Origin of the sequence: Natrialba sp. SSL1 (assembly GCF_001861355.1) — an archaeon.
Lineage (GTDB): Archaea > Halobacteriota > Halobacteria > Halobacteriales > Natrialbaceae > Natrialba.
This window is the reverse complement of record NZ_MASN01000027.1, coordinates 103,228-109,630: the sequence shown is the minus strand read 5'-3', so window position 1 is coordinate 109,630 and position 6,403 is coordinate 103,228. Positions and strand designations below refer to the sequence as shown.

At 59.3% G+C, this 6,403-nt stretch carries 6 protein-coding genes; 3 read left to right on the top strand and 3 right to left on the bottom strand.

The features are described 5' to 3' along the window. Positions 1–175 (bottom strand): aldehyde dehydrogenase family protein (locus BBD46_RS22150; RefSeq protein ID WP_139173539.1); only part of this gene is annotated, 175 nt, incomplete at its 3' end. A gap of 135 nt (positions 176–310) precedes the next feature. On the opposite strand from BBD46_RS22150, the gene BBD46_RS07190 reads away from it, so the two are divergent. Next, on the top strand, positions 311–1,150 hold the full coding sequence (locus BBD46_RS07190; protein WP_071401048.1) for a proline dehydrogenase family protein: 840 nt from the start codon (positions 311–313) through the stop codon (positions 1,148–1,150). Between the two features lie 205 nt (positions 1,151–1,355). Here BBD46_RS07190 and BBD46_RS07185 read toward each other — a convergent pair whose 3' ends face one another. Next, the gene (locus BBD46_RS07185; RefSeq protein WP_071401047.1) at positions 1,356–2,078 is read right to left on the bottom strand and encodes a helix-turn-helix domain-containing protein; all 723 of its coding nucleotides are present in this window, start codon (positions 2,076–2,078) and stop codon (positions 1,356–1,358) included. Between the two features lie 142 nt (positions 2,079–2,220). On the opposite strand from BBD46_RS07185, the gene BBD46_RS07180 reads away from it, so the two are divergent. Then, the gene (locus BBD46_RS07180) at positions 2,221–3,414 is read left to right on the top strand and encodes a M24 family metallopeptidase (RefSeq protein WP_071401046.1); all 1,194 of its coding nucleotides are present in this window, start codon (positions 2,221–2,223) and stop codon (positions 3,412–3,414) included. Between the two features lie 5 nt (positions 3,415–3,419). Here the strand turns inward: BBD46_RS07180 and BBD46_RS07175 are convergent, their stop codons facing one another. Next, complete coding sequence (locus BBD46_RS07175) at positions 3,420–4,622, bottom strand: M24 family metallopeptidase (protein WP_071401045.1); 1,203 nt, start codon at positions 4,620–4,622, stop codon at positions 3,420–3,422. 134 nt (positions 4,623–4,756) lie between these two features. On the opposite strand from BBD46_RS07175, the gene BBD46_RS07170 reads away from it, so the two are divergent. Continuing rightward, positions 4,757–6,403 (top strand): ABC transporter substrate-binding protein, encoded by a 1,647-nt coding sequence (locus tag BBD46_RS07170; protein WP_071401044.1) that lies wholly within the window; start codon positions 4,757–4,759, stop codon positions 6,401–6,403.

Genomic DNA, 6,403 nt, shown 5'->3' with positions numbered 1-6,403 from the left:
CGTCGTTCGCTGCAGCCAGCGCAGCGTCGACGTCGTCTTCGGTGCCGCGCTGGAACGTCGCGAGTTGGTCACCAGTTGCCGGGTTTTCACTCGCAAACGTCTCCGTTCCATCGCCGTCGATCCATTCGCCGTCGATATAGTGCTGGTACGACTCCGTCTCGGTTTCCAGAGACATGGGTAGTACTTCGTGTTCATCCCTATGTAACCCTGACCGATCATGGTCGATAGTCGCCTTTCTTCCCACCTAGTATGCCCGTATAAATTGGTCGGGTACTATATTATAACGCTTGGATCACACCACTATCGATAAATGATTCCCCCTGTCGCCAACAGGTTCGTTGCGGGTGAAACGCCGTCTGAAGCACTCAGTCACGTCCAGACGCTCAACAATCGGGATGTGAGTGCGATCCTCAATCTCCTCGGAGAGCACTACCACGATCCAAAGCCCGCCGCTGAGGATACCGACACGTATCTCGAGCTTGTCGACGACATTGCAGCGTCGGGAGCTGCGGCCTGCATTTCGGTCAAACCCTCACAGATCGGTCTCGATGTCGGTGAGACCGTCTTCGAGAACAACCTCGCCGAAATCGCCGACCGCGGCGATGAGAAAGGCGTCTTCGTCTGGGTCGATATGGAAGATCACACGACGACGGACGCGACGCTCGACGCGTACGAATCGCTCGTTCGCGACCACGGCGGTGGAATGGGCCTCTGTCTCCAGGCAAATCTCAGACGCACGCGAGAAGACCTCGAGCGGCTTGCCGATGCGCCGGGGAAGGTTCGGATCGTGAAGGGCGCATATGACGAACCCAGCGATGTCGCCTACACGAGCAAAGAGAAAGTCGACGAAGTGTACCTCGAGCTTATCGAATACATGTTCGAGGCGTTCGACGATGGCGTCGCGATCGGGAGCCACGACCCGATGGTTATCGACGCCGCCAGAGAATACCACCGGGAGTACGGAACGCCGTACGAAATTCAAATGCTGATGGGCGTCAGAACCGATCGGCAGTACGAACTGGCGTCGGACGATATCGAGGTCTACCAGTACGTTCCGTACGGTTCGAAGTGGCTGTCGTACTTTTACCGACGAGTTCGAGAGCGAAAGGAGAATCTCCTCTTTGCGGCTCGAGCGGTTATCGGGCGGTAGTGGGGGTAGTGGGGGTCGGGTCGTACGACGGTCGCCGTCTACGGAGAACTGCTGCAGTCGCTAGAACTGCTGTCAGTCAGCGGGACTGCTATCAGTCACGAGAACTGCTATCGGTTGCTGCAACCGCAGCCACGGACAGATAACGGTATCGTCGGGAACGGCACAGCAATTCCGTACGAATCCTCGAATCCCGGGAGCAATCGATTCAAGGATCGAGAAGCTTGGATTCGGCGACTCGAAGGTGTTCGAGGAGCGTCGATTTGGCAATATCGAGACCGTCGGCCAACTCTCGCGTCGTCGTCTTTCGCGGCCACTCGTAGTAGCCGGCGTTGCGAGCGTGTTCGAACACCTTCCGCTGGGCCGGCGTGAGCGTGTCGAGTCGCTGGCTTCGCGACGTATGATCGGACGCCTCAGCCGTCGTGATAGACGTGACGGTCACCTCCGCATCGGCCTGCTTACGAACATCGTCGAGCGCGTCTGTAACCATCGACCGATCCCCGAGAAAGCAGAGGTTCCATTCTTCGCTCCCATCTTGAATTCTGATAGGGGTGCGGTGGACGAACCCGTTTTCGAGCAAGACCGGACAGACCATCTCGCCGGGATCGTACTCGAGAAAGAACTCCCGCGAGACGGTTCCCGGTACGTCTCGTTCGTGCCCAAATTGCTCTTGGAGTTCGTGGACCTGCACCGTCTGGCTCGAGTCTCGAACCGCATCGAGGACGTCCGCTACCTGTTGTGATGTGTCGCCGAACGCGGTGAAAAGCCCGTTAGCCGCACTCGAGTGAGTCCCGCGTCCGTCAGGTGATGTGTACACCGTATGAGCGAGGATACCGCCGTCAGCGCGTCTGGTTGCATCGATCGCCCAACAGCCGGGATGCCAGAGGTCGAGAGTCAGCCGTAGACACGAGACTGGCTGCTGCATGCTCATACCCGCCTTTGTCGTGGGGGAGTGTTTTATGTTATGGTGTCACAGCCATCCATTCATCGACGGTCCATCGATCAGTCCTCGGCTAGCGGGGTGTGGCATGGCACACCGGAACATTCTTGGAGTGAACTGCGACAGTGACTCTATGGGTGACTATCCACGTCGTATCTCGACCGAGTACGAGCGAATCGACCCGCTTCTGGAGCACCACGATGCCGATGCCTACGTCCATATCGGGGATTGCTTCGACGAAGTGCTCTCGTATCTGACGCGGTTCAACGGGCCGGATCGAGACTACGCGTTCGTCTACGCGAACGGGACGGCGACGCTGTGTCCCCCCGACCGATTCGGTCAACAGGCCGAGCGGGAGTTTCCGGGAGACGAAGTGGATATGACACGTGCAAGCGAGCGGCCGCCGGCGACGGAGCGCGCCCGAACGGTCCTCAAGCGAGCGGAGGTGGGAGACACACTCGTGCTTCCAGCGACGGCGACGCATCGAACGGTCCGGTCGTTTCGCGAGGATGGGTACGATGTCGTCCTGACCGACTCGATCGGCGGCATTCGTCGCGTCAAAACGACCGAAGAACGGGAGTTGTTGAAAGCAGTCGAACTCGCCACGCAGAGGGGGATGGCCAGGGCAGAAACCGTCCTCGCCTCCGCAACCGTCAACGGCAGCGAGTTACACTGGCACGGGGAGCCGTTGACCACGGAGATTCTCCGACGGGAAGTGAACGCGACCCTCGCACGAAACGGACTCGACGGAGCAGGAAACACCGTTATCGGGGCCGGGGAGTCGTGCGCTGACCTCCACTACAACGGCATCGATCGCATCGAACCCGGCGAAACCGTCCTGCTCGACCTCGGCCCTGAAGGCCCGCACGGCTATTACGGCGACCTGAGTCGGACGTTCGTCGTCGGCGAGGTCGGCGAGTGGGAACGAACGGCCTACGATGCAGTTTCCGACGCGCTCGCTGGCGCGTTCGACGTCTTCGAGGACGGTGCCGGCCAGCCTGCCAGCAACGTTCAGGATCGGGTCGCCGAGGAACTCGCTGCGTACGGCTTCGAAACCGGCGACGTTGACGTTGGAATGTACCACGGTGCCGGACACGGCGTCGGATCGAGTCTCCACGAGCGACCGTTCCTCTCGGCGGACGAGCAACTCGAGGCCGGACACGTCGTCACGATCGAGCCGGGCGTGTACGATCCCGCACGCGGCGGCGTCAGACTCGAGGACATCGTCGAGATCACCGAAGACGGGTACGAGAACTACGTGCAGTATCCGAAAGAGATCGTTCCGGAGGAACGGACGATAGAGGAGACGGATGCGATCGGTTGCTGAACCGATTACCAGGTGATGATGTTGCTTTCCAGATCTCGCGGATAGTACGTGACCATCTCGATCCCGTCCTCGGTAATGACGATGGTATCCGAGTGACGGTAGCCGGCGTCGTCCGGGATATAGATTCCCGGCTCGATACTGTAGATGTGACCGGGCTCCATGATCTCCTCGCTGCCACGGTCGATGAACTCCCGTTCGTGACCCTCCATTCCGATGTTGTGTCCGGTGTGGTGTTGCGTGTACTCGAGAACACCCTGTTCGTCGAAGTAGTCGTGAACGGCCTGGTCGACATCGGCGCACGGAACGCCGGGTCCGCTCTCGTCGATCGCGATGGTCTGTGCTTCGAGCATCAACTCGAAGTAGTGTTCCTGCTCGTCGGTCGGTTCGCCCACGAACATCGTCCGCTCGAGTTCGCTTTTGTATCCGCCCACGTTCGAAGACGCGCCGGTCACGAGCACGTCGCCCTCCTCGAGGCGGCGGTTTTCGGTGAGGCCGTGTGGAAGCGCAGTGTTTGGTCCGGAGAGGAAGCCACACGACGCCGGAAATCCGCCCCGGAGGTGGGACTGGTATTCGTCGCCGAGCGTATCGAGCATCGCCATGGACGCATCGAGACTAGCCTGTTTGGCGACCCAGAGCTCGTGTTTGCCCGGTTCGGCGTACTCGGCCAGATATCGGTGGGCGAGGTTCCCCCACTTGCCCGATTCCATGACGAGGTCGATTTCGGCGTCGGATTTGGTTTTCCGCCATTCGGTAATCCACTCGACGGTTTCGACATCGATCCCGGCGAGCTCCGATAGCGAGGGGCCGGAATAGCCCCAGAACCCTGGCGCGCCGTCCATATCTGCACAGGCCGACTCGACACCGAGATCGTCGAGCATGTCGCTGATAGTGGCTTCCGGCGTCTGGGAACTGTGCACCGGATACTCACCGCTTCCGCCGGGATAATCGTAGTAGTTGTACACCTCGTCGACGTGGTCGACGACCTCCGCTCGCTCGAGTTCGAGTCGTGGGACCGTGACTGCGACCGTCTCGTCGGTCACTGTGAGACAGACCGGCCGCTCGGTCTGGAGGTGCCAGAATCCGGTGAGCCACTCGATGCTGGTCGCGGAAAACAGACACAGAGCATCGACGTCGGTTTCGGCGATTGCGGTACGGGCCCGTGCGAGACGGGTTTCATATTCGTCTACTGGAAGGTACGGCTGTGCCATACGGTACCATCAACTGATCAGATATCACTTGACTGTTTGGGTAGGGTACAAAGACGTGTTGTTCTCAGCGAACAAGCAATCAACGCGGGACAGCCATCGAAATATTTATATAATAGAGCAAGACATACGCTACCATGGAACCCGATGACAATATGCAATTTAACCGGAGAGAGCTGATTAGCGCGCTCAGTGCAGGGGGAGTGCTTGCGCTCGCAGGCTGTGCGGGGCAGTCCGGTGGCGAAGGAAACGACGAAATCTTCGTCGACGCACTCGATTCCGATCCGGGAACGCTCGACCTACACGAAACGAACCGCGTGCCGGAGAGTATGTGTCTGACGCCGGTCCACGAGCGATTGTTTACGATCGATCCGGATCTCGAACCACAGCCGTGGCTGGCAACGGAGTACGAAACGAACGAGGACGAGACCGAATACGTGATCCAACTCGAGGAAGGCGTCGAGTTTCACGACGGGACTGAGTTCAATGCAGACGTCGCTAAGTGGAACCTCGAGCGGGCCGAGGAGAACTCGCCGGACGCCTGGCAGTTCGGGACGCTCGAAGAGATCGATGCGACCGGAGACTACGAGTTGACGTTCCAGTTCGAGGAGCCACATCCGCTGTTCCCACAATACCTGGCAAACGTCCAGATGGGATTCGCCTCACGGGAGGCAGTTGAAGCAGCAGGAGACGACTACGGACAGGAAGAAGTTGTCGGGACAGGACCGCTCGTGTTCGAAGAGTGGGTGCGTGACGACGAAATCGTCTATTCACGCAACGAAGACTACGACCGAGGGCCGGATTTCCTCAGCAACGATGGCCCGATCAACTTCGAGGAGTACCACGTCAGAATCGTCCCGGAACCGACGACGCTGCTCAACGAAGTTACTGTCGGCAACGTCGACGGAAGCATGATGATCGCAGCGAGCGATGCCGAAGATGTAGACGCGCACGATAACACGCAACTCGAGCGTGTCGACGACGCCCACCCGACCTTCCTGGCGATCAACGTCGAATCGGAACCAACCGACGAGGTCGAGGTGAGACAGGCGATGGCATACGCCGTCGATCAAGAGGCAGTAGTCAACGCTGCGTTCCACGGCGAAGGCTATCCAATCTACAGTCTGTGTCCCCCAATGGCTGTCGGTGGACTGGACGAAGCAGCCGCACGAGAGGCAGGGTACGAGCAAGACCTCGACGCTGCCCGCGAACTTCTCGACGACGCAGGGTGGGAAAACGACGACGAAGGAGAGGTCCGGACGAGAAACGGTGACGAGCTCTCGGTTTCGTTCTTCGCCTTCGAGATGGAGCCCTACTCGAGTATCGGAGAAGTCATACAGGATATGCTCAGTCAGGTCGGCTTCGAAGCCAACCTGGAGATCCTCGAGTCGGGGACACTGTACGACAGATTGGAGGGCGGCGAGCACAATCTGGTGACGATGGCACTGAGTGGTGGCTACATCGCCAACAACACGCTTGCATCGACGCTTCACAGCCAAAACTATGCGCCCGACGGCGGGAGCAATTACTCGCTGTACCAGAGCGACGAGTACGACGAGATTATCGACCAGGCGGAGGTTGAACCCGACGACGCCGAGCGAGAGGCGTTACTTCACGAGGCACAGGAGCACGTCCTCGAGGAGGTCCCCGTCGTGCCACTTGTAGGCTTCGTCAAGTTCTACGCGGCCAAAAACGAAATCAACGCGGATGCCTGGACCGATCATCCATGGTGGCCGTCTCCTGACCACTACAACCTCCATGCGGTGGATGTCGATCGGAGCTAA